At 45.1% G+C, this 22,313-nt stretch carries 18 protein-coding genes and 1 pseudogene; 2 read left to right on the forward strand and 17 right to left on the reverse strand.

All coding sequences use genetic code 11. The features are described 5' to 3' along the window. Window positions 1–265: 265 nt before the first annotated feature. The 4 genes and pseudogenes from purF to sixA all read right to left on the reverse strand — a co-directional run bounded on the left by purF (window position 266) and on the right by sixA (window position 4,140). Window positions 266–1,780 (reverse strand): amidophosphoribosyltransferase, encoded by a 1,515-nt coding sequence (purF, locus tag B0182_RS11065; RefSeq protein WP_078274994.1) that lies wholly within the window; start codon window positions 1,778–1,780, stop codon window positions 266–268. A 99-nt stretch (window positions 1,781–1,879) separates the two neighbouring features. Further along, window positions 1,880–2,383, reverse strand: a complete 504-nt coding sequence (locus B0182_RS11070) for a CvpA family protein (protein WP_029102893.1) — start codon at window positions 2,381–2,383, stop codon at window positions 1,880–1,882. A 101-nt stretch (window positions 2,384–2,484) separates the two neighbouring features. Continuing rightward, window positions 2,485–3,498: pseudogene (locus B0182_RS11075) on the reverse strand (quinone-dependent dihydroorotate dehydrogenase); the annotation flags it as partial. A gap of 144 nt (window positions 3,499–3,642) precedes the next feature. Continuing rightward, a complete protein-coding gene (sixA, locus tag B0182_RS11080) occupies window positions 3,643–4,140 on the reverse strand; it encodes a phosphohistidine phosphatase SixA (protein WP_078274995.1) in 498 nt (165 codons plus the stop codon). A gap of 71 nt (window positions 4,141–4,211) precedes the next feature. Between sixA and B0182_RS15235 the strand changes: the two genes are divergently transcribed. Then, window positions 4,212–4,334, forward strand: coding sequence for a hypothetical protein (locus B0182_RS15235; protein ID WP_264676314.1), 123 nt, complete (start codon window positions 4,212–4,214; stop codon window positions 4,332–4,334). Window positions 4,335–4,452: 118 nt separating this feature from the next. Here the strand turns inward: B0182_RS15235 and B0182_RS11085 are convergent, their stop codons facing one another. The 6 genes from B0182_RS11085 to xthA form a co-directional block, all read right to left on the reverse strand. After that, window positions 4,453–5,778: an NAD(P)H-dependent glycerol-3-phosphate dehydrogenase gene (locus B0182_RS11085; RefSeq protein ID WP_078274996.1), complete on the reverse strand. Its 1,326-nt coding sequence runs from the start codon at window positions 5,776–5,778 to the stop codon at window positions 4,453–4,455. A 156-nt stretch (window positions 5,779–5,934) separates the two neighbouring features. Next, entirely contained in the window at window positions 5,935–6,507 is a 573-nt protein-coding gene (locus tag B0182_RS11090; protein ID WP_078274997.1) for a nitroreductase family protein, read from the reverse strand. A 208-nt stretch (window positions 6,508–6,715) separates the two neighbouring features. Beyond that, window positions 6,716–7,813: a cell division protein ZapE gene (gene zapE, locus B0182_RS11095; protein ID WP_078274998.1), complete on the reverse strand. Its 1,098-nt coding sequence runs from the start codon at window positions 7,811–7,813 to the stop codon at window positions 6,716–6,718. Further along, entirely contained in the window at window positions 7,782–8,336 is a 555-nt protein-coding gene (locus tag B0182_RS11100) for a hypothetical protein (RefSeq protein ID WP_078274999.1), read from the reverse strand. The genes zapE and B0182_RS11100 overlap by 32 nt, the downstream gene beginning before the upstream one ends. A gap of 3 nt (window positions 8,337–8,339) precedes the next feature. Next, window positions 8,340–8,966, reverse strand: a complete 627-nt coding sequence (locus B0182_RS11105) for an alpha/beta hydrolase (RefSeq protein WP_228157819.1) — start codon at window positions 8,964–8,966, stop codon at window positions 8,340–8,342. Between the two features lie 304 nt (window positions 8,967–9,270). Then, window positions 9,271–10,086, reverse strand: coding sequence for an exodeoxyribonuclease III (gene xthA / locus B0182_RS11110; RefSeq protein WP_078275000.1), 816 nt, complete (start codon window positions 10,084–10,086; stop codon window positions 9,271–9,273). A 210-nt stretch (window positions 10,087–10,296) separates the two neighbouring features. On the opposite strand from xthA, the gene B0182_RS11115 reads away from it, so the two are divergent. Beyond that, window positions 10,297–11,523 (forward strand): NRAMP family divalent metal transporter, encoded by a 1,227-nt coding sequence (locus B0182_RS11115; protein WP_078275017.1) that lies wholly within the window; start codon window positions 10,297–10,299, stop codon window positions 11,521–11,523. 69 nt (window positions 11,524–11,592) lie between these two features. On the opposite strand, the gene B0182_RS11120 is transcribed toward B0182_RS11115, so the two are convergent. The 7 genes from B0182_RS11120 to B0182_RS11155 form a co-directional block, all read right to left on the reverse strand. Continuing rightward, window positions 11,593–13,191 (reverse strand): ABC transporter ATP-binding protein, encoded by a 1,599-nt coding sequence (locus B0182_RS11120; protein WP_078275001.1) that lies wholly within the window; start codon window positions 13,189–13,191, stop codon window positions 11,593–11,595. A gap of 1 nt (window position 13,192) precedes the next feature. Continuing rightward, window positions 13,193–14,089 carry an oligopeptide ABC transporter permease OppC gene (gene oppC / locus B0182_RS11125; RefSeq protein WP_208624095.1) on the reverse strand — a complete coding sequence of 299 codons (897 nt, stop codon included), beginning with the start codon at window positions 14,087–14,089 and terminating at the stop codon, window positions 13,193–13,195. Between the two features lie 11 nt (window positions 14,090–14,100). Further along, window positions 14,101–15,021: an oligopeptide ABC transporter permease OppB gene (gene oppB, locus B0182_RS11130; protein WP_078275003.1), complete on the reverse strand. Its 921-nt coding sequence runs from the start codon at window positions 15,019–15,021 to the stop codon at window positions 14,101–14,103. Between the two features lie 540 nt (window positions 15,022–15,561). Further along, entirely contained in the window at window positions 15,562–17,196 is a 1,635-nt protein-coding gene (locus tag B0182_RS11140) for a peptide ABC transporter substrate-binding protein (protein WP_078275005.1), read from the reverse strand. Window positions 17,197–17,251: 55 nt separating this feature from the next. After that, a complete protein-coding gene (locus B0182_RS11145; protein ID WP_208624094.1) occupies window positions 17,252–18,916 on the reverse strand; it encodes an ABC transporter substrate-binding protein in 1,665 nt (554 codons plus the stop codon). A 62-nt stretch (window positions 18,917–18,978) separates the two neighbouring features. Further along, entirely contained in the window at window positions 18,979–20,634 is a 1,656-nt protein-coding gene (locus B0182_RS11150) for an ABC transporter substrate-binding protein (RefSeq protein WP_078275006.1), read from the reverse strand. Between the two features lie 201 nt (window positions 20,635–20,835). Beyond that, the gene (locus B0182_RS11155; RefSeq protein WP_078275007.1) at window positions 20,836–22,125 is read right to left on the reverse strand and encodes an adenylosuccinate synthase; all 1,290 of its coding nucleotides are present in this window, start codon (window positions 22,123–22,125) and stop codon (window positions 20,836–20,838) included. Window positions 22,126–22,313 lie beyond the last annotated feature (188 nt).

Below are 22,313 nucleotides of genomic sequence, written 5' to 3' on the forward strand. Positions count from 1 at the left end.
AAATAGATATTGAAAATTAACATCTGGTATTTTTTAATAAAGATATATTTTTAAAATTTGGACGTATGGGACAAATTGCCATTCACCCAAAAGTCATACTTTATCACAGAGCGAATGTGATTTGCCAATAATAACTCCATCAGCCCAATGGCAGGCACACCCTAATTAGCAGGCTTAATTTTTAGCTTTTTATAAAGGACTAGTGATTTATCTATAAATAAAAACAGGTCTTATCCGTTAAGACCTGTTTTTACAAACCATTGGTTTATTCCATGATCCCTGTAATGTCCACAGGGTTATTTGCCACTTGCTGTTTTTTGGCACCGTCATTGCGTTTGGCTTGTAGCTCTTGTAGGTACTCTTCGGTAATCTGCCCCGCCACATAACAGCCGTCAAACACCGAGCAGTCAAAGCCATCAACACGACTGTATTTGGTGTTATTAACCGCTTCCACCAAATCATCCAAATCTTGGAAAATCAAGCGGTCAGCCCCGATAATCTCACGCACTTCATCAACCGTACGCCCCGATGAAATCAACTCACTCCGCACTGGCATGTCAATGCCATAGACATTGGGAAAAATCACAGGCGGGGCAACGGATGCAAAAAAGACGTTTTTCGCCCCAGCATCTCGTGCCATCTGAATAATCTCATGACAGGTCGTCCCACGCACGATAGAATCATCCACCAATAGGACGTTTTTGTTTTTAAATTCCAAAGGAATGGCATTTAGCTTTTGGCGGACACTCTTTTTACGCATGGACTGCCCAGGCATGATAAAGGTACGCCCGATATAGCGGTTTTTGTTAAAGCCTTCACGGTATTTCACGCCCAGATGAGTGGCACATTCTAGTGCCGAGTTGCGAGATGTATCAGGAATGGGAATGACCACGTCAATGCCATGCTCATCACCCCATTCTGCGATGATTTTTTGGGCAAGCTTTTCGCCCATCCGCATGCGAGCCTTATGCACCGAGATATTATCAATGATACTGTCAGGACGGGCAAAATATACATATTCAAAGATACAAGGCGTGTGCTTGATTTTGTCGGTGCATTGTTTGGTATACAGGTTATAATTTAAATCAATAAAAATCGCTTCACCAGGGTTGATGTCTCGCACCACTTCAAAGCCCAGTGCAGTCAGTGCCACCGACTCAGACGCCACCATGTACTCCACGCCAGCGGAGGTCAGACGGCGACCATAGATGAGCGGGCGAATGCCGTTAGGGTCTCTAAATGCGAGCATGCCATGTCCTGCTATCATCGCCACCACGCCATACGCCCCTTGACAGCGGTCATAGACAGCTTGCAAGGCGGTAAAAATATCATCGGGGGCGAGTTTGGTTTTGGTGAATTTTTGTAGTTCATGGGCAAAAATGTTAAGTAGCACTTCCGAGTCCGAATCGGTGTTCAAATGACGGCGGTCATGCTCATAGACTTCTTTGGCAAGGGTTTCGGCATTGGTTAGGTTGCCGTTGTGTGCCAAGGCAATGCCATAGGGAGAATTAACGTACAAAGGCTGAGCTTCTGCCGTGCTTGATGTGCCTGCGGTCGGATAGCGAACATGCCCGATACCAAAATTCCCCACCAAACGCACCATGTGCTTATTTAAAAACACATCTCGCACCATGCCATTGTCTTTACGCAGATACAGGCGGTCATCTTTTAGGGTTACTATCCCTGCCGCATCCTGCCCTCGATGTTGTAACATGGTCAAGCCATCATATAACATCTGACCCACAGGCTCATGGGCACACACACCAATCACACCACACATAGTTGTTCACTCCAAAAGTTTGGCAACACGCCAATTAGGTTAAAAAGATTTAATGCTGATACAGATTTTTAACAAATTTTTTATATTAAAAAATCCGCCCTATTGATACGGATTTTCTACTTGATTCCATGCTTCACCAAGCACTTCGGTCAATAACGCCTGTGCCACAGGGGCAAGGGGCAGTAAGTTTTGGGCGAGAATGGATTCTTGCCATTGGGGTAGTTTAATAAGCAAGGGGGATGCGATACTTAGGATAATCAGCACTTTTAACACGCCCTTACCTGCCCCCAAGATACCACCCAAAATGTTATCCAAAAAGCCCAATTTTAAAAATTTTAAGGTTTTTAATGCCAGCCACGAGATAACGTGCGTGATACTCACAATAATCAGCACAATCACCAAAAACGCCAGCGAAATCTGTAAGACTTCGTTATCAACCACACCTGCAAACAAAGGCGAGAACTCTTTGGCAAGCGCTGACGCCACAATGAGTGCGACAAACCACGCCACCAGTGACATCGCTGTCTTAATCGCCCCTGCTTGAAAACCACGCCACAGTCCAACAAGCACCATAAAGGCGATACCAATATCAAGAATACTCATGCTTTATTCGGCTCGCCCGAAGTATTTTTGTCCAAGTTGCTATCATTCACGTCTTTATCCAAATCATCAGATTTATCCACCACAACCAAGGCACGCTCTTTGTAGTTGGCAATGCTTTGCACGCAGTCCTGCACGAGCGAAGGACCTTTATAAACCAGTCCTGAGTACAACTGTACGGCGGTCGCTCCTGCACTCAGTTTACGCACCGCCAAATCACCCGTGTCAATACCGCCCACCCCAATCAAATCCACCTTGCCCGACAGTCGCTCAGCAAATGCCGTCAGTACCAACGTGCTTTGATGACTAAGCGGTCTACCTGACAACCCACCATCTTCATGGGCATGCTCTTGGTCTTCGACACCCACCCGTGATAACGTGGTATTCGTGGCAATCAGCCCATCAATGTCAAAGTTGGTGAGATTTTTAGCGATGTCATCTATTTGGCTCTCGTTCAAATCAGGGGCGATTTTTAGGGCAAGTGGCACATAGTAGCCATGCTCGTTTGCCAGTTTTGTATGGCAAGTTTTAATACCATCTAACAGATGAGCCAGCTCAGACGCTCCTTGCAGGTTTCGCAAATTGGCGGTGTTGGGACTAGAAATGTTAATGGTGATATAACTGGCGTACGGATAAACCCGCTCCAAGCAGTACACATAGTCATCCAAGGCACTCTCAACAGGCGTGGTCGCATTTTTGCCGATGTTAATACCAAGCACGCCTTTGTATTTGGCACGCTCAATATTGGCAATCATCTTATCCACGCCATCGTTATTAAAGCCCATGCGGTTGATAATCGCCCCACTGTCCGGCAAACGGAACATTCTCGGACGTGGACTACCCGCCTGTGGTTGTGGCGTGACTGTACCAATCTCCAAAAAACCAAAGCCAAGCTCAGCCAAGGCGTCAATATACTCGCCATTCTTATCAAGCCCTGCCGCCAATCCCACAGGGTTCATCAGGCTAATGCCCATGCAGTTGGTCGGCATTGACTGGCGTGGATAAGCAAACCCAAGCAGGCGTGCTGTATTCAATCGCTCTAAATTTTCAAGCGTCCATTCGTGGGCTTTTTCAGGTTGCATGGAAAATAGATAAGGGCGAAGTAAGCTATATGACATGGGTCTCTCAAAATGGATAAATACATCTTTTGACATTATAACACATTCTGTTAAAAGATTAAATATCACTCATGATTGACTTTTGACCGCCTTTTATCATCAAAAACCGCCACCCAAATAGGTAGCGGTTATGTTATCAGTCCATCAAGGTTGCACAGGCGAGAATCTCTCACTTTGACGTGCCAGACCTTGGGCGATGATGTCGGCTGTCATGACTCGATATTCTGCCAAGTCAAACATCGGCGGGGGCAAGCCGTCTGCGTCCAGATACGCCACCATACGAGCGACTATCGGCATATGACATACCACAGCTATCACTTTATCATGCTCATGCCCATAGTGCGATGTAATAATCCGCTCAATGTCCGCCACGCCTACCACAGGGTCATCATCGGGGGTAATACTGTCTAACGTGATGAACGTGGGATTTTGTCCTTTGTCAGTTGCGGTATTTTGCAAGATTTTGGCGGTTTGGTCGGCACGATTAAAGGGACTGGCGATAATCATGTCAAGGCTATATCGTTCGGTTAGGTGCGTGGCAGTCTGGTTCGCCTGAGCTTGTCCAAATTCGGTCAAATCACGCCCAGCATCATCAGCACAATAGGCGGCTGCTTGTCCGTGTCGGATAAAGATAAGTTTCATGGTAAATCCTTCTTTTAATATAGGGCAAATTGCAATTTGCCCTTGGGGTGTGTTGAATATTGGTATTTGCAATGAAAATCACGAAAAATCGCCTGTTTTTCAAGGAAAAAGTGAAGTTTGATAGTCGTTCTATCAAACAAGCTTTTGACTTCGAGCCACAAGATTTAGCCATTTTTCATGCAAAAATTGATTAAATTATCAAATTTTCATCTTATTTTATAAAAATGTTATCAATGGTAGGCACGCCTACATATTTAGTTAAAATTTTCAAAGGTACATTTGCAAGAACACAGCGAATTTGACAATCACACCCTATTTATCATCTTTATCATCAATAGCTTCATCATCTTTGGGCTTATTCTCTTTACTTGCTTTTAATACTTTATCAAACTCTTTTGACAGCTTTTCATTGCTCTCATCATGGGGCATGACAAATTCCACATCACTTCGAAACCCTGTTTCCATCAGGTTTACCGCCACACTCAGAGCCGATTTGTTTTCATATAGCACCGCATATAAGGCATGAGTGATTGGCATATAAATACCCAGTTTTTTGGCTTGCTCTTCCACCTGAGCGATGGTATTGACCCCTTCGGCGGTTTGCCCCAATTTTTTAATGGCGTTATCCAGCGTGATGCCCTTGCCAAGCATATTACCGATTTGATAATTGCGACTTAGGGTGGAGTTGCAAGTGGCATACAAATCGCCCACACCTGATAAGCCTAAGAACGTCAAGGGGTTTGCCCCCACCGCCACGCCAAATCGGCTCATCTCTGCCAACGCGCGGGTCAGTAGCATGGCTTTGGTGTTCTCGCCCACGCCATAGGCATTTGCCATACCCATTGCCACCGCATAGATGTTTTTTAAGGCTCCGCCAAGCTCCACGCCCTTGACATCATCGGAGGCAAACACCCGAAAAAATGCACTGTGCAGTGCCGTCTGTACCGCCACTCTGAGTGGTTCGGACGGGCTAGCAATCACGCTGGCGGACGGCATGTTATTCATGATTTCAAGAGCAAGGTTCGGGCCACTCATCACCCCAAAATTGACCTGTGGCAACTCGTCCTTGATGATGTCGCTCATCAGGGCAAACATGCCTTTTTCTATACCCTTGGTCAAAGACACCACCGCTTGATGTGTGATGTATGAGCGGATATTTTGCAAAGTCTCACGCACCGCCGAGCTTGGCACCGCCACAAAGATGATGTCTTTGCTTTTAACCGACTCCGCCAAATCATGACTAAATGCCAAACGGCTATCTAGTACATGATTGGGTAGGTATTTTTTGTTAATACGGGTTTTTTGTAGGGCTTTGACCGTCTTTTTATCACGCACCCACAGGGTTGTCTCACAACCATTTTTGGCGGACAAATTTGCCATTGCCGTCCCAAAACTACCCCCACCGAGTACCACGATACGCAGGGGTGTATCCATGTCCTTATCCACATGAATGCCAAGTGTGTCGAGGTCTGGCTCTTTTTTGCGTTTTTTGGCAAGATGGGCAAGGTTTGCCAAAATTCCGCCTTCGGCTTCGGATTTTTCTAAAAGATGTCGGGCTTCTTCTAAGCCTTGATTGATGCTTTGGCTTGCCACATCGACAATTTTTTTGACTTTGGGGTTATCTTTTGGCAATTTCATGGAGTCATCCTTTTACATGGATTTTTACAGATCCAAATTGTTAAAACATTCAATTAAAAATTTTTTAACTTTTCAATTTTTTTATCATTGTTTTATCAAGGGCGAATAAATTACCCCTACCATTCAAAAACAATCAAAATCGTTGAGATTGATAATTTATTGATAAAAATAAACAAATTCCGACAAATCCACCGCTTCACGCTCAGGCATGGCAATATCGCTTGACCCAACATAAACAAATCCGCACACGGTATTGTCATCGCTAACCCCAAAATGGGCTTTGACGGCAGGCTCATTACACAAATCGCCTGTCCGCCATACCGTGCGATAGCCCATGCTTTGTAGTGCCAACAGCAGGTTTTGCACCACCGCCCCCACGCACAGAAGTTGCTCAAACTCTGGCACTTTTGGGTGCTGTTTGTAGTCGGTTGCCACCGTGATAATCATCGGAGCCCGTTTTGGCATATTGATGAGTTTGGTGCGTGCGGTGTCATCTAGGCTCTCGCCGTCTGCTTCGGCTTTGGCAAGCCCTGCTTGGAGCAATACCTGCCCAAATTCATCAAGGGCTTTGCCTGTCATCACGCCAAACCGATAGGGGCGTAACACCTTATGGTCAGGGGCAGTCATCGCACACAAAAAGGCGGTGTTTAGCTCATCATGGCTTGGCATGGGTAGGGAGAGTTTGCCAATGCTACGGCGAGCATGGATAAGGGAGATTAGGTCGTTCATGGTTGTTCTCGTTTGATTTTACTTTTAATCGGTTTGGAATATGAATATATAGGAATAATTTATTTTGCCCAAAAATCAAGGTTTTTTATACAAGACAAATGTAATTCACCCAATCATCGGGTGTGGAAAGTACGCCAAGTACGCCCCTACAAGGCATTTTTCAAAATTTAGCATTGGTACAAATTGGGGTTAATTTGCTATAAACCCCCTATTCCACCCGATGCTCTTCCGACAGATACTCTTCGGACTGCATTTCTAAGAGGCGTGAACGTGTCCGCTCAATCTCAAAGGCGAGTTTTTCGCCTTGATACAACTCCAAAATGGACTGCTCGGCACGCACAAGCAATTTGACACGGCGGTCATAAAATTCGTCCACCAAATAAATAAATCGTCTGGTTGGGTCCATAAACGTATCCGTCAAGGCAGGGACATTATCCACCATTACCGTATCAAAATCACTGGCAATCTCAATAAAATCAGACGCCGAACGGGGCTGCATACACAAATCCCTAAAACTCGCCAACAGCATGGTCTCGGTACGCTTGATGATATCAATCTTGCGCCCACCGATGACAATGGGGTCGATCAGCACTTTTTGACCACCTGCCAGCGTGTCAAACCGCTCGGACAGCCAGTCTTTGGTGTCGTCCGTTAGGGGCGATGAGTAGAGTTTGGCTTGCTTTAACAATCTTAGCCGATAATCCACGCCTGCGTCAATATTCATCACGGTTGTGTGCTTTTCAACCTGCTCGATGGCAGGCAAAAAGCGGTCTCTGTGAATGCCATTTTTATAAAGTCCAGACGGCTCAATGTTGGAGGTTGCCACAAGCGTAATGCCACGCTCAAAGAGCATACTAAACAAATCGCCCAAAATCATGGCATCCGACACATTGGAGACAAAAAATTCATCAAAACAAATAACAACCGCCTCAGCATGGATAATATCCGCCACTTTTTGTAAGGGATTGACTTGCCCTTGCAATTTGACAAGCTCGGACTGCACCCGCTTCATAAAATGATGAAAATGCAGTCGCATTTTTCGCTCTATCGGCAAGCTGTCATAAAACATATCCATAAGCCACGTCTTGCCACGTCCGACACCGCCCCACATATACAAGCCTTTGGGAGGCGTGGGTTTGGATTTGAACAGACTGGCAAAAAAGCCTTGATTGGTGTTTTGGCTTGCCATGATTTCATGGTGCAATTTGTCAAGATAAGCAACCGCCTTTGCTTGCACGTCATCATGGCTAAAATTGCCTGTGGCTAGGGCTTCATCATAGCGTTTTTGGGGGGATAAATTGGTCATTATTTTTCCTTAATTTAAGCTCATTTTGTGAATGTTTTTCGGCAACCAAATAAGAATGTATGATTTTATAAACGGTCAAAAATAACAACGAACACGTACACACAATTATCATAAATACCGAATGCCAATGGCTTGGTGCACCACGTTGTAACTGTGTTTTAAATAAATTGATGTGCGGTTTGTCTTTTAAATAATACACTTCGACAGTATCGCCCAAAGGTTTACCACAAGACATTCCAACAGATTTGATGTACCTTTTACCATTCACATCAAAACGATAAAATCTTGTGGCATTCTTTCCACAATATTCACGGTAGGACGTGGCTAATATCAACACGCCATTGTCTTTTAATAACTCGTGTTTCTTTATGGTTTTTTGCTGATTGTGATAAGCAATCCCACAAAGCACGGCAATTATCAAAGCAGTAATCAAAACCACCACCCAACATAATGCTTTATTGCTTGTTATTAAAGCAAACACTTCGCCGAGACTGACTTTATTTGGGTCTTGTGATTTTGACATGGTTTATTTTTCAATCAATTCTTTTAACTCACTAAGTTGCCCATGAAAAAAGTGGCTCGCCCCTGTCATCACTTTACTGCGTATGCCAAACTCATCGGCAAAATCCGCCATACTGCTTGGGCGGACAAATTCATCTTGGTCGCCATAAATCATGAGCGTATCGGTCGGCAAGGTTAGCCCTGTTGGGTCGTTTTTTTCAATGGACGGGGCGACGAGCGTGAGTTTTTGCAGATTGACATCGTAATCCGCCAACACCTTATCCGCCACACGGCACGCAATAAATCCCCCAAAAGAAAATCCCGCCAGCCAGAGTGTCTTGGCATTCGTCTGTTGCAGCGCCCAATCAAGTACGCATAGGCTGTCCAAATACTCGCCATTGCCATACTCAATCTCACCGCTTGAACGCCCCACGCCCCGATAATTAAACCGCACGGTATCCATGCCATTTTCTTTACAAAAGCGGTATAGGGTCGTAACAACCTTATTATTCATTGTCCCGCCTGCTTTGGGATTGGGGTGCAAAATGACGGCAAGCGTGTCTGAGTTTGCCCAATGTGCATCCACTTCAAGCACTGCATTATCGCCCATGTGTGGGGCAAGGATTAGGGTTGTGGGTTTTAAGTTTTTCATGTTTTTAAAAGTATAAAATTAGCCATTATAGCATAAAATCAGACTTATACAGGTGTTTTTGTGATGGGTTTTTATGATGAAATTTTGGAATTTTTTTGTAAAATAGGGATAAATAATTAAGATTATGTTAAATAAATTTTTAAAATAAAAGGGAATCATAAGTTTTTGTGTTAAAGTTACCACAAATTTTTGATATTTGAATACTGCCCTTTTTGTAGGCGTGCACAGCACGCCCCTACACCAAAACATCATTGCGTTTGTGGTAATTTTAAAGTCTATTGAGTATATAATAATACTCGTGTTATCACACCTCAAACCTTGCCCAAATCGGTGCATGGTCGGACGGTTTTTCTAGCCCACGAATGTCATAGCTAATCCCTGCACCCACGCAGTCTTGGATAAGTTTGTCCGTACACAGAATATGGTCAATTCTAAGCCCCCGTTTTGGCGTGTCATCAAAGCCTTTTGAGCGGTAATCAAACCAGCTAAACTCGTCTGCACTGTCAGGCTTAAACTTACGGTAAGTGTCATATAAATCACGACTCATCAGCTCATCATACCATTCACGCTCTTCGGGCAAAAATGAACAGGTACCATTTTTTAGCCAGCGTTTGGCATTTGGCTCGCCAATACCCACATCATTGTCATGGGGCGAGATGTTCATATCGCCCATGATGACAAGCTCACGCCCCTGCCCTTTTAGCTCGTCAATGTAGCGGTTTAGGTCGGCATAAAAGGCACGTTTCATGGGGAATTTGGTCTCATGGTCTCGATTTTCGCCTTGGGGAAAATAGCCATTGATGACATCAATCTTACGCCCATTGACATCAAATCTGGCATGAATCAGCCGTCTTTGGGCGTCCACATCGGCAAAGGGAAAGCCCTTTTGTACAAAAATCGGCTCAAATTTGGACAAAATCGCCACGCCATAATGCGACTTTTGCCCAAAAAATTCCACATGATAGCCAAGGCTCTCCACGTCTTTTAAGGGAAAGGCTTCATCATGAACTTTGGTTTCTTGCAAACCGATAATATCCGCCCCAAGCGTATCACGCACGGCAACAAGTTGGTGGGGTCTGGCACGCAGTCCGTTGATATTAAAACTGACAAAAGTAGTCATTGCGATATTCTCTTAAAAAATAATGGCATATTATAAGGGCAAAACCACAAATATAAAGGGCATGCCGACCGTTGGTAACATTTTTACAAAATACCTGCTTTATACATAATAATTTCTGCATAATATAAATTATTAATCATAAAAAATTATAAAACAATAAGCTATAGTATGCTAATATCAAAAAACTTTATTTTTATTATTGGGGCAATTATGGCTAATCGCATTAACTGGAGAGCCTTTGGACCGGGCATCTTGATTGCATCTGCTGCCATTGGTGGGTCGCATTTGGTCGCATCAACACAAGCAGGGGCGTTGTATGGTTGGCAACTTGCCATCATCATCTTATTGGCAAACTTTTTTAAATACCCCTTTTTTCGCTTTGCCACCGACTATGCTTATGAGACAGGCGACAGTCTCATCACAGGCTACGCCAAAAAATCCAAATTTTATCTTTGGGTATTTTTTATCCTATCCATCTTATCAGGCATGATTAGCACGGGGGCAGTGGCACTGCTGACGGCGGTGATTTTAAGCTACATGCTCCCCTTTGAACTATCTACCATTGCTTTATCAGGCTTGGTCATGGTTACTTCTTGGGCACTCCTTATCTTTGGGCATTTTCGAGTGCTTGATAATGTTACCAAATGGATCATCATTCTTTTGACCGTAACGACCGTCTTGGCAGTGATGGTCGCAGGGGCAAAAGCCTCCCCGCCTGCTCCTGACTTTGTGGCGGTCTCGCCCTTTAACATGGCAGGGCTTGCCTTTATCATCGCTTTGATGGGCTGGATGCCAACACCATTAGAATTCTCTGTCATCTCATCAATATGGACTGCCAAAAAAATCCGTGACGACCACCCCACGCACAAGCAAGGCTTGCTTGACTTTAATGTTGGCTATCTTACTTCTACCATCTTGGCGTTATTTTTCTTGGCATTGGGGGTGTTTGTCCAGTATGGCACAGGACAAGAGATTGCCATGCAAGGCGGTGCCTACATCGGGCAGCTCATTGACATGTACACCAACACCATCGGCGAATGGGCAAGGGGTTTGGTGACGTTCATCGCCTTTTTGTGCATGTTTGGCACCATCATCACTTGCGTGGATGGCTATGGTCGTGCCAACGCCGAATGCTTTACGCTCATCAGCGGACACAAGTCATCAGGCAAAACCACGCTGTTTTGGACGACCGTCACCACCATCACAGGTTTTGGGCTTATCACGTTCTTTATGGGGCAGATGGCAACTTTGCTCAAATTTGCCATGATTTCTGCCTTTGTTACCGCACCGATTTTTGCCTATTTGAACTACTCACTCATCAAAAGCCGTGGCAAGAAACTCTCGCCTTTGATGAACGTGTATGCCATCTGTGGGATTGTGTTTTTGACAGGGTTTACAGGGCTGTTTTTGTTACAGTTTTTTGGGGTTATCGGATAAACTTTGCACCAAACCACGATAAAAAAACCAGTCGCTTGACTGGTTTTTTGTTGGATGGGGCAAAATAAATTAAGACAAATTAGACGCTTGCACCAACAGCTGGGTGTACTTATGTTTTGGCTCTTCAAAAATCTGTCTTGCTGTACCCATCTCCACCACTTCGCCCCCACTCATCACAATCACACGGTCAGAGAGTGCTTTAACCACCGACAAATCATGACTGATAAAGATATAGCTTAGTCCATATTTCTTTTGTAGGTCGTTTAAAAGCTCGACCACCATGATTTGAGTAGAGCGGTCAAGAGCAGAAGTCGGCTCATCAAGCAGGACAAATTTCGGCTCTAAGATAATCGCTCGGGCGATGGCGATACGCTGACGCTGACCGCCTGAGAACTCATGCGGATAGCGGTTTATCATAGTAGGCGATAGATTGACTTCTTTTAAAATCTTCACCACCTTTTGCCGACGCTCTTCTTTGGTCATCTGTGGAAAATGCACGGTCAAGCCTTCTTCGATAATCTCACGCACGGTCAAGCGGGGCGAGAGTGAGTTAAAAGGGTCCTGAAAAACGATTTGCATGTCACGGCGTAGGGCTTGGCGTTTGTCGCTCTTTGTGTCAATGATTTTTTCGCCATTAAAACGAATGTCGCCCGTGGACGCCACAATCTGCATGATGGCACGCCCCAGCGTGGATTTGCCCGAACCTGACTCGCCCACAATACCAAGCGTCTCGCCCACTTTTAGGTCAAGCGTAATACCTTTGACCGCATTAAAAGTCTTGGTCGGCTTACCAAAAAAGTTGCGTGCGACGACATAGTCCACCTTGACATCGTCCGCTGTGATGAGTCTGGGAGCGGATTCATCAAGGATGGGTTTGTGGTTATTAGGAATGGGGGTCAAAAGCTCCACTGTATAAGGGTGCTGTGGGTTATTAAAGACGTCTTGGGTTGTGCCACGCTCGATAATCACACCATGTTGCATGACACACACTTGGTCGCTGTACTTTTTAACCAGTCGCAAATCATGGGAGATTAAAATAATCGCCATGCCCAAATCACGCTGTAACTCTAGCATCAAATCCAAAATCTCCGCCTGCGTGGTCACATCAAGTGCCGTCGTCGGCTCATCAGCGATGAGTAGGTCGGGCTTATTGATAATCGCCATCGCAATCATGATGCGTTGGAGCTGACCGCCTGAGAACTCATGCGGATATGCCGTCATTTTTTTGTCGGCATTGGGGATTTTGACCTTTTGTAAGGTATCAAGTGCCAGCTTGGTCGCTTCGGATTTGCTCACGCTCGGGTTGTGAATGCTGACCGCTTCTGCCACTTGTTTGCCAATAGGGACAAATGGGTTTAGGGAAGTCATGGGCTCTTGGAAAATCATGGCAATCTTATCACCACGAATGGCACGCATCTCACGCTCAGACAAGCTAAGTAGCTCTTTACCATCAAAGAGTACCGATGAGTCTTTACCAAAACTGGCGATGTTTTTTGGCAACAGTTGCATAATCGCCATTGACGTGACCGATTTGCCCGAACCTGACTCGCCTACGATGGCAAGCGTCTGTCCTTTTTCTACGGTAAATGATGAATCTTTGACCGCATGGACAAGCTCTTCATCGGTTTTTAAAAATACGTCCAGATTTTTTACTTGTAATAATGTCATATCATCTATCCTTTGGGTCTAGGGCATCACGCAAGCCATCGCCGATAAAGTTAAAACAAAACAGTGTAACCACCAAAAAGGTAGATGGTACAAGCAGTTGCCAAGGAGCGACTTGCATGGTCTGAGCCCCTTCTTGGAGCAGTGCCCCCCAACTGGTTCTCGGCTCTTGCACGCCCAGCCCCAAAAAGCTCAAAAATGACTCAAACAAAATCATACCCGGCACGATAAGAGATGCATAAATCACGACCACGCCGAGCACATTTGGGACGATATGACGGGTCACGATTTGCCAGTTATTCACGCCTGTGACTCGAGCGGCTTCAATAAATTCCTTGTTTTTTAGGCTTAATGTCTGACCACGCACGATACGAGCCACGTCAAGCCATGATACCAAACCGATTGCCACAAAAATCAAAATGATATTACGCCCAAACAGGGTTACCAATAAAATCACAAAAAACATAAAAGGAAAGGCACTTAGGATTTCTAAAAATCGCATCATGACCATGTCCACTTTACCACCCAAAAAGCCAGAGACAGCACCATAGACCGTCCCCACCAATACCGCCACCAACGCACCAGCAACCCCCACCATGAGTGAGATTTGTCCACCGACAGCTGTCCGCACGAGCAAGTCTCGCCCTAAGGTATCCGTACCAAAATAGTGCTTGGTTTCCATAGATGGGGCGATACCCATGTTACTCCAATCTGTGTCAGCATAGCCAAATGGCGAGAGCATGGGGGCAACAATCACAAATACCGTGATAAGAAGCAATATCACACCACTTGCCATGGCGGCTTTGTTACGGCGAAAACGTCGCCATGCATCTTGCCACAGACTTCGTCCTTTTACCACAGGCTCTACGGCTTGCACTGTTTCGCTTGCATTCATAGACATACACATTCCTTTTAGTATTTAATTTTCGGGTCAATCACGGCATACAAAATATCAACAATGGCATTAAATAGGATTGTCAATACCCCCACCAAAATCGTCAAACTCAGCACAAGGCTATAATCACGGTTTAACGCACCGTTCACAAACAGCTGACCGATACCGGGCAGACCAAAAATCGTCTCAATCACGATAGAGCCTGTGACAATCCCCACAAAAGCAGGTCCTAAATACGAGATGATGGGCAACATGGCAGGACGCAAGGCATGTTTAAAGACAATGTGCGACAAGGGCAAGCCTTTTGCCTTGGCGGTGCGGATATAAGGGCTGTTCATCACTTCAATCATCGACCCCCTTGTGATACGAGCGATACTCGCCACATAGCCTATCGCCAATGCTGTCACAGGTAGCACCAAATTCATGAATGCCCCACCATTCCAGCCCCCTGCTGGAAACCATTTTAAAATGACCGCAAAAATCAGCACAAGTAGCGGTGCTTTGACAAAGCTTGGCATGACCACGCCCGTCATCGCCAATGTCATTAACACATAATCAAGCCAGCTGTTTTGTTTTAGGGCGGCGATAACCCCAAGACCAATCCCCAACACCACCGCAATGATGAATGCATACAAGCCAATCTCCACCGAGACAGGCAAGGCTTGGGCAAGCAGTTCATTGATGGTGTAATCCTTGTACTTAAAAGATGGGCCAAAATCCCCTTGAGCAAGCTGTTTTAGATAATTTAAAAACTGAAGCCATATCGGGTCATTTAAATGATATTTCGCCTCGATGTTGGCAAGTACCGCAGGGGGTAGATTACGCTCGCCCGTAAAAGGACTACCAGGGGCAAGTCGCATCATAAAAAATGAAATGGTAATCAAAAAGAGCATGGTTGGAATGGCTTCTAACACACGCTTAAAAATGAGTTTAAACATAAGCACTCTCTTATTGTTGTTGCAAGTCCATGGCAACGTAGAAATCCTGCCAGTTTAACAAATGTAACGATGACGTATTATGTCCTTTTGTCATTACTTTTTACATTTGTCATCATCTAACATTCCCTCTACTGATGAGTTTTATCTAGGGCGTGCCCGCCCTTTATAACACATTTTAACATTTAGAAATTTCATAGAAATAAAATGGTGTTTTTGCATGAAAAATGGCTAAATCTTGTGACTCGAGGTCAAAAGCTTGTTTGATAGAATGACTATCAAACTTCACTTTTTTCTTGAAAAACGGGTGATTTTTCGTGATTTTCATTGCAAATACAAAAGGCAAGCATGCCCTAAAGAATCGGTGGTTTATTGTAACATAAGCCATTATATACACCTATTAATTATTTTTGATAAAACATCAGTATTTAAAACTTTTATTAAAAAAATCTCATTGCAAAAAATTTGCATCAATCATAGGGCGTAATTTTTAAAAACAACAGCACCTTACAAACAACTGCAAGGTGCTGTGATTAACGCCAATTATTTTAACGTCCAGTCCTTGATTTGCCAGTTACCGCTCGGGTCATTTAGTGACTCTGCTTCCAGATAAGGCTTTTTGAGACGAACCGAGATGGCAGTATAAATCGGCACCATCGCCATATCCCTATCCAAAATCGCTTCGGCATTGTGGTAAATTTTCATACGCTCATCATCACTAGTGCCTGCATTTAGGGTTGAATCCAACAGGCGGTCAAATTCTGTATTTTTGTATTGACCTGAATTGTTACTGTTGCCCGAGCGTAAGATATTTAGGAAGGTTGATGGCTCGTTATAGTCGGCACACCATCCTGCAAATGCTGTATCAAACTTACCTTGACGGCGAGTATCTAACATGGTTTTCCATTCTTGGTTGATGATGGATACATTGACACTACCGCCAAATGATTCATTGAGCATGGATGATGTGGCTGTGGCGATACGCTTGCCTGTTTCGCTCGTGCTATATAGCAGTTCAAACTTTAAAGGCTTGCTCGCTGAAAAACCCGCCTCTTCGATGAGCTTTTTGGCTTGTGCTACTCGTGCTGATTTGTCAAGTTTCATCCACTCGTGGCTGACCTCGCCCATGCCGTGAATGGCAGGTGGGGTAAACTGATAAGTTGCCTTCTCACCACGACCTAACACTTTTTCAGCAATCGTCTCACGGTCTAACGCCATGGCAATGGCTTGACGGGCTTTTACGTCATTAAAAGGTGCTTTAGCATGATTATATTCTAAATAAAAAGTACACAATTTTGGCGAAGAATGCACCTCATCAGGCAACTCCTTTTTGATGCTTGCCAAATGCTCCGATGGAATGGCGGCAAGCTCAACCTCGCCTGCCTTATAGCGGTTGACTTCTGTGGAGGCTGATGTGATGGGTAGGAACGTGGCTTTATTAATATTACCCGTCACTTCGCCAAAATAGGCAGGATTTCGCTCTACGGTGATGTGACTATTAACCACCCAATCGGTCAATTTATACGCACCACTAACCACGATGTTGGCAGGGTCAAGCCATTTGTCACCATGAGCGTCAATCGCTTGCTTTGGTACAGCGTATGCCACAGGCAACACCAATAAGTCAGGCAAATAAGGCACAGGGTCAGTTAGTGTAATTTCAAGGGTTTTATCATCAATGGCCCTCACACCCAAGGCTTCCACATCTGCCTTGCCTTCGGCAATTTGACCTGCATTAACCACTTTGGCATCAACAAGATAACTAGAATATGGCGAAGCCGTTTTTGGGTCGGTCAGACGCTGAAAACTATACACAAAATCATGGGCGGTGATTGGCTTATCATCTGACCATTTGGCATCACGCAGTTTAAATGTCCACACTTTGCCATCATCACTACTCCACTGGGTTGCCAATGCAGGTATGGTCTCTCCTTTTTCATCAGCACTGACCAGTCCTACGAACATCTGACGCATGATGGCAAACGAACCTGCGTCTGATGTCTTATGCAGATCCAGTGATTCAGGTTCTGCTCCATTGGGTATGGTAATGCTGTCCTTGGATGCACTGATACTGCTGGCACTACCTGCTTGGGTGGACGGCTTATCACCCCCACACCCTGTCAAAGTAACCGCTCCACATAAGGTAAGCATGGCTAGGTTTAATGTTGATAGTTTCATCTTAGTTCTCCATGATGATGAAGCTGAAGCATTCCGCTCCAGCGGTGTTAATGATCTATTTTACCACTGACCAATATTTGGCTTGCCATTGGTCAAGCGGGTCTTTATTAGAATACCCTTGTACATAAGGCTTGACTAGACGGGCATTGGTATAATAAAAGATGTCAATATGAACCTCATCTTTGTCCAGCAGACTCTCGGCTTGATGATAGATTTTCACTCGCTCTTCATCGCTAAGCCCTGCCTGTAATGAACTTGCCATGATGGCGTCATATTCGGCACTCTTATAGGCTGACCAGTTGTTGGTGCTATTTGATTTCATCAAGTTTAGGAACGTTGATGATTCGTTATAATCGCCACACCATCTGGCTCGCACCATTTGGTATTTGCCTAGACGGCGGGTTTCTAGGTAGCTTTTCCACTCTTCGTTCACAAGCTCTACATTCACACCCAAGGACTCTTTCCACAGGCTTGCCATTGCCACGGCGATTTTTTTGTGGCTTTCGTTGGTGTCATACAACAGCTTAAAGGTCAACGGGTTAGATTCATTATAACCTGCTTCACCTAGTAGCTTTTTAGCCTCCTCTAAACGCTTGGCTCTGTCCCACGATTGCCATTCTGGGGTGTATTTTAATCCCCCTTTGATGGCAGGCGGGGTAAATTGATAGGCAGGTACCTGTCCTTGCCCCATGACTTTCTTGGCAATCAACTCTCTGTCTGTGGCTAAGTTTAGAGCACGGCGAACCTTGATATTATCAAAAGGCGGATTGGCAACATTTAATTCATAAAAATAAGTACATAAAGTCGGGGCGGATTTGACCTCATCGCCTAAGGTTTGTTTTAGTGATGCAAACTGCTCAGATGGCAACTCACTGGCGGTAATGTCAATCTCGCCCGCCTGATAACGCTGTACGTCTGTGGTTGCCTGTGGAATGGGTAGCATGGTCAGCTTATCCAGCTTGACATTGCCACTGTCATGATAAGATGGGTTTTTCTCTAGGACAATTTTTTCATTGACTATCCATTCGGTTGGCTTATATGCCCCATTGACCACGATATTTTTAGGATTTGTCCATTTATCGCCATGAGCTTCCACGGTTGCCTTATGCACAGGCTGTACAGACGTATGAATCATCATGTCAGGCAAATAAGGTACCGCTTCTGACAAAGTAATCTCTAAGGTCTTATCATCAATGGCTCGTACGCCCAATGCATCCGTTGACTTACTGCCCAAGATAACCTCACTGGCATTGACCACTTTGGCATCTTCTAGATAACTGGCATACGATGACCCTGTTTTTGGGTCAACCAAACGTTGAAAACTATATACAAAATCATGAGCCGTTACAGGGTCGCCATTTGACCATTTGGCATCACGCAAGCTAAATGTCCATACTTTATTGTCAGCACTCTCCCACTTTTGTGCCATGCCTGCCACCAGATTACCATCATTATCTGTTGTCAGTAGTCCTTCTGAAAACTGACGAATCACGTTCGCCTCTTGTGCACCTTTGGCGACATGCGGGTCAAGCGACTCAGGCTCGCTGGCGTTATTAATGGTAATGGCTTGCTCAGCCGTGGCTTGGGCATTGGTGCCAGTTTGGGTAGTATCGGTTTGAGCCGAGCTTGGCTTATCACCGCCACACGCTGTCAAACCAAACAAGACTGCCATGCTAAGCACAGCAGGACGAAAACGTGGTTGAGACATGAAATGGGACATAATTTCTCCTATAATAAACAAAACACAAACCACCCTAGGGCGATTTGTGCTGTTGTGATGTGTTAGTGTTTGGCGATTTTCCAATCTTTGACCTGCCATGTACTTTGCGGGTCGTTGTCTGCATAGCCTAGGACGTATGGTTTTACCAAACGGGGTGATACATAGTGATACACAAAGATGGTCGCACTGTCTTTATCTAGCACCGCTTCGGCTTGACGATACAGCTCGGCACGCTGTTCTGCGGTAACATCCGCCCCTAATGTACTACTCATCAAACGGTCAAACTCTGGGCTGTTGTATTTACCATAGTTGCTCGAATCGGTTGAGATGAATGTATTTAGGAAAGTTGACGCTTCGTTGTAGTCAGCACACCACCCACCACGAGAAACTTGATGTTTTTGAGTGCGTCGAGTTTCAAGGTAGGTTTTCCATTCTTGGTTATTTAGGCTAACTTCAACAAAGCCCAAAGAATCTTTCCAAAACGACGCTGCTGCCACCGCCAGTTTTTTGTGTGCCTCTGATGTATTATACAGCAGTTCGAATTTTAATGGATTGGACTCATTATAACCTGCTTCACCCAGTAACTTTTTGGCTTCTTCAATACGCTTGGCTTTGTCCCACGCCTTCCATTCAGGCTCATAATCTTTCATGCCTGCGATAGAATTTGGCGTGAATTGATATGCCACGGTCTGACCTTGTGCCAAGATATTGTCAGTAATGATGTCACGGTCTAGTGCCAATGATAACGCTTTACGCACACGCACGTCATCAAATGGAGCTTTGGTGTGGTTGAACTCATAATAATAAGTACATAGCTTCGGCTGAACCTTGACCTGCTCGCCCAACTCTGATTGGAGCTGTTTGAACTGCTCTGATGGCAGGGCATCTGCCGTAACATCTACCTCGCCCGCTTTGTAGCGAGTCACGTCGGTAACCTCCGACGGGATGGCCAGTAGCGTGACTGTATTGATGGTGGTCTTGGCGTCGTCATAATAACTGACATTACGCTCTAGCACGATGCGTTCATTAACTTGCCAATCTTTTAGGTTGTAAGCACCATTCGCCACATAGTTACCCACTGCTGTCCATTTGTCGCCATGTTGCTCTACTGCTTTTTGGTTGACAGGCTTGACAGAAGTATGAATGAGCGTGTCAGGCAAATAAGGTACAGGCTCGGATAAGATGACCTCAAGCGTCTTATCATCAATGGCTTTGACACCCAGTGTATCAGGTTTTGCCTTACCGTCTACGATGTCTTGGGCATTCACCACCTTGACCGCCGCCAAATAAGTGGCATAAGGCGATGCTGTCTCGGGATTTACCAGGCGCTGAAAACTATACACAAAATCCTGAGCCGTCACAGGGTCGCCATTTGACCACTTGGCATCACGAATTTTAAATGTCCATACCTTATTATCAGCACTCTCCCATGATTCTGCCATGCCAGGCACAGTGTTACCATTTGCATCGGTTGACGTCAAACCAACCAATAGCTGACGAATGACGTTAGATTCTGGTACGCCTGATACTTTATGGGGGTCTAGCGACTCAGGCTCTGCACCGTTATTGATGGTCACTTCTTGTGTATCGGCAAGTTCGCCTGTAGCAACAGATGTATTGCCTGCTGATGTTTGGGTTGACTCTTTATCGCCACCACAACCAAATAAAGCCAGACTAAGAGAGACAAGCAGTGCTGATGGTACAAATTTTGCATTCATGAGTATGTCCTTATGTGAAAAACAGTAACTTATCGTTAGCATTGCGTTATTTGAACTTGCGTAATTACCACTTATTCAAATGACAACTAAATATAATCATTTTTCACCCCCAAAGTCAAGAATTTTTTAAAGATTATGGCAAAATAATGACAACAAAAAACCACTTATTGTAAAAATAAGTGGTTTTTATGTTAAAAAACATCACGCATCAAACGGGTCTCTTAGCACAATCGTCTCGGCTCTGTCCGCCCCTGTTGAGATGATGTCCACAGGACAGCCCACAAGCTCTTCGATACGCTTGATATAGACTTTGGCATTCTCTGGCAAATCGTCAAACTTCGTGATACCGATTGTAGACTCACTCCAGCCTTGCAATGTCTCATACACAGGCGTTACTTTGGCATAATACTCAGCATCATACGCACCCTGAATCTCGCCTTCTGGCAAGGTATAATCAGTGGCGATTTTAATCTCGCTAAGGCCGTCTAGCACGTCAAGCTTGGTTAGGCAAATACCGCTCATGGAGCTTAGTACAACCGCTCGTCTAAGTGCCACTGCATCAAACCAGCCACAACGTCTGGCACGCCCTGTGGTCGCTCCAAACTCATGCCCCACCGTTCCTAAATGCTCACCCACATCATCAAACAGCTCGGTTGGGAAAGGCCCTGACCCTACACGGGTGGTATAAGCCTTAGTAATACCAAGCACATAATCAAAATACAAAGGCCCAAGCCCTGTGCCTGTTGCCACGCCCCCTGCGGTGGTATTTGAGCTCGTTACAAACGGATAAGTCCCGTGGTCAATGTCAAGCAAGGTGCCTTGGGCCCCTTCAAACATCAAGTTCTCGCCTGCCTGACGGCGTGTTTCTAGCTCGTCTGTGACGTCCACAACCAAGTCTTTTAGCTCGCTTGCCCACTCTTGACATAGAGCAAGGGTGGCATCATAATCAATCGCTTCTGCTTTGTAGTACTGGGTCAAAGCAAAGTTGTGGTATTCTAGGATAGTTGCCAATTTATCCGCCAAATCACTGCGGAACAAATCAGCCACACGCAAGCCACGGCGAGCCACTTTGTCTTCATAAGCAGGGCCGATGCCACGCCCTGTCGTGCCGATTTTACTGTTGCCACGCTTTAACTCACGGGCTTGGTCAAGGGCGGTGTGATAGGGCATGATGAGCGGACAAGCAGGCGAGATACACAGACGTTCACGCACAGGCACGCCTTTGTCGGTCAAGCCTTTCATCTCTTTTAGTAGAGCGTCAGGCGCAAGCACCACGCCATTGCCGATAAAGCACGTTACACCTTCACGCAAAATCCCTGATGGGATAAGGTGCAAAACGGTCTTTTCGCCGCCGACCACCAGCGTATGCCCTGCATTGTGTCCGCCTTGATAGCGTGCCACCGCTGTTGCTTTTTCGGTCAATAAATCCACGATTTTGCCTTTGCCTTCATCGCCCCACTGACTGCCAAGCACGACAACATTTTTACCCATGTCTTTCACCTTTTTTAAAGTTAAACCAATGCCAAATTTTGGCGTTTTTCCTATCTAGTTTAACACATAACCAAGGGGGAAAACTAGCTTAAATTGAACAAATTTTTAAAATTTATCAAATCAATTCAAATCAGCAAAAACTTGCAAAATTTTGCCAAAGCCCTTAAAATTTTTGCCAAAATCATGTT

This window comes from Moraxella bovis, assembly GCF_002014975.1.
Classification (GTDB): domain Bacteria; phylum Pseudomonadota; class Gammaproteobacteria; order Pseudomonadales; family Moraxellaceae; genus Moraxella; species Moraxella bovis.

What these genes read in the sequence shown, in the direction of transcription:
- purF (WP_078274994.1), bottom strand. Translation starts at nt 1,780, where the DNA reads ATGTGTGGTGTGATTGGTGTGTGTGCCCATGAGCCTGTGGGTCAGATG.
- B0182_RS11070 (WP_029102893.1), bottom strand. Translation starts at nt 2,383, where the DNA reads ATGAGTATTCTTGATATTGGTATCGCCTTTATGGTGCTTGTTGGACTG.
- sixA (WP_078274995.1), bottom strand. Translation starts at nt 4,140, where the DNA reads ATGAAACTTATCTTTATCCGACACGGACAAGCAGCCGCCTATTGTGCT.
- B0182_RS15235 (WP_264676314.1), top strand. Translation starts at nt 4,212, where the DNA reads ATGAAAATCACGAAAAATCGCCTGTTTTTCAAGGAAAAAGTGAAGTTT.
- B0182_RS11085 (WP_078274996.1), bottom strand. Translation starts at nt 5,778, where the DNA reads ATGAAATTGCCAAAAGATAACCCCAAAGTCAAAAAAATTGTCGATGTG.
- B0182_RS11090 (WP_078274997.1), bottom strand. Translation starts at nt 6,507, where the DNA reads ATGAACGACCTAATCTCCCTTATCCATGCTCGCCGTAGCATTGGCAAA.
- zapE (WP_078274998.1), bottom strand. Translation starts at nt 7,813, where the DNA reads ATGACCAATTTATCCCCCCAAAAACGCTATGATGAAGCCCTAGCCACA.
- B0182_RS11100 (WP_078274999.1), bottom strand. Translation starts at nt 8,336, where the DNA reads ATGTCAAAATCACAAGACCCAAATAAAGTCAGTCTCGGCGAAGTGTTT.
- B0182_RS11105 (WP_228157819.1), bottom strand. Translation starts at nt 8,966, where the DNA reads ATGAAAAACTTAAAACCCACAACCCTAATCCTTGCCCCACACATGGGC.
- xthA (WP_078275000.1), bottom strand. Translation starts at nt 10,086, where the DNA reads ATGACTACTTTTGTCAGTTTTAATATCAACGGACTGCGTGCCAGACCC.
- B0182_RS11115 (WP_078275017.1), top strand. Translation starts at nt 10,297, where the DNA reads ATGGCTAATCGCATTAACTGGAGAGCCTTTGGACCGGGCATCTTGATT.
- B0182_RS11120 (WP_078275001.1), bottom strand. Translation starts at nt 13,191, where the DNA reads ATGACATTATTACAAGTAAAAAATCTGGACGTATTTTTAAAAACCGAT.
- oppC (WP_208624095.1), bottom strand. Translation starts at nt 14,089, where the DNA reads ATGTCTATGAATGCAAGCGAAACAGTGCAAGCCGTAGAGCCTGTGGTA.
- oppB (WP_078275003.1), bottom strand. Translation starts at nt 15,021, where the DNA reads ATGTTTAAACTCATTTTTAAGCGTGTGTTAGAAGCCATTCCAACCATG.
- B0182_RS11140 (WP_078275005.1), bottom strand. Translation starts at nt 17,196, where the DNA reads ATGAAACTATCAACATTAAACCTAGCCATGCTTACCTTATGTGGAGCG.
- B0182_RS11145 (WP_208624094.1), bottom strand. Translation starts at nt 18,916, where the DNA reads ATGTCCCATTTCATGTCTCAACCACGTTTTCGTCCTGCTGTGCTTAGC.
- B0182_RS11150 (WP_078275006.1), bottom strand. Translation starts at nt 20,634, where the DNA reads ATGAATGCAAAATTTGTACCATCAGCACTGCTTGTCTCTCTTAGTCTG.
- B0182_RS11155 (WP_078275007.1), bottom strand. Translation starts at nt 22,125, where the DNA reads ATGGGTAAAAATGTTGTCGTGCTTGGCAGTCAGTGGGGCGATGAAGGC.